Source organism: Acetobacter oeni (genome assembly GCF_011516825.1).
Taxonomy (GTDB): Bacteria; Pseudomonadota; Alphaproteobacteria; order Acetobacterales; family Acetobacteraceae; genus Acetobacter; species Acetobacter oeni.
On sequence record NZ_WOTA01000087.1, the window covers coordinates 1 to 990 of the forward strand.

A 990-nucleotide genomic window follows, 5' to 3' on the forward strand; every position below is an offset into this window, starting at 1 on the left:
ACAACGCAGACTACCCGTCGCTCACATCCTCAGATGGTCCGTCTTTCGACGAACACATCAGGCCAGCGCTATCCGCGCTCACTCACGACACAAAATGCAACTGTAGTGCTAGGTGTTTAGGTCATGTTGACAAAAGGCCTGTACGATCTGTCTGAGATCTGATTCACTTCGTGCCTGAGGGATAACGGGCAGGGAGAACAGGTGTGGGGCGCGGCGATCTGACGGATGCGGAATGGGCTGTGATTGGCCCGCTGCTTCCTGCCGGGCGTGGCCGTTGGGCGCGACCAGCTGGAGACAATCGCCGGTTCCTCAACGGAATGCTGCATGTCCTGCGTGTGGGCTGTCCCTGGCAGGACATGCACGAGCGCTACGGTAAGTGGAACTCTGTCTATGTCCGGTTCCGTCGATGGTCGGAACAGGGTGTGTGGGATGATCTGCTGCAAACCCTGGTGGATCTGGGACTGAGCGACAACTGGCAGCACTGATCGACAGTACGGTCGTTCGTGCTCACTCCCAGGCGACTGGAGGGATCGAAGAACCGTTTCTTGACGGCTTGACGAGGTGAATTGCAGCCGGGCACGCGATGGTTGATGGTTCTGGCAAATGTTTTCCACTTTGCTGTTTGTGCAGAGTAGCGGCTCCCATGTCCTAGAACGCTGCGCGGCTGCGCTGACCCTTTTGAGGAAGAGAAAGCGGCGCATGTTGGTGACGATATTGGCCAGGCCGATCCTGGTGGTAGTCCGTTCGATCCCGACGGTGCGGATGAACAGTCCCGTCTGCGACTTCTGATCGGCAAAGACATGTTCGACACGGGATCGGATAACCGATTTCCCTGCATTCGATCTCCGGATGTGTCGGGGCATGGGTTTGAGATGCGGCTTTTTGCGATGAACTTTCGAGACGAAGCCCTGCTTGTCCATGAAGAGTTCATTGGCCTTCGACCGACAGGCTGTATCGGCCCAGACATCGGACGCCGTATTGCTGCGATCA

Annotated in this window: 1 protein-coding gene and 1 pseudogene; one reads left to right on the forward strand and one right to left on the reverse strand. The window is 57.1% G+C overall.

From position 1 onward, the window contains the following. The first annotated feature begins 203 nt into the window (after positions 1-203). Positions 204-485 carry a transposase gene (locus GOB90_RS18665; RefSeq protein WP_198912648.1) on the forward strand — a complete coding sequence of 94 codons (282 nt, stop codon included), beginning with the start codon at positions 204-206 and terminating at the stop codon, positions 483-485. A gap of 174 nt (positions 486-659) precedes the next feature. Here the strand turns inward: GOB90_RS18665 and GOB90_RS18670 are convergent. Continuing rightward, positions 660-990 (reverse strand): annotated as a pseudogene (locus GOB90_RS18670) (IS5/IS1182 family transposase); the annotation flags it as partial.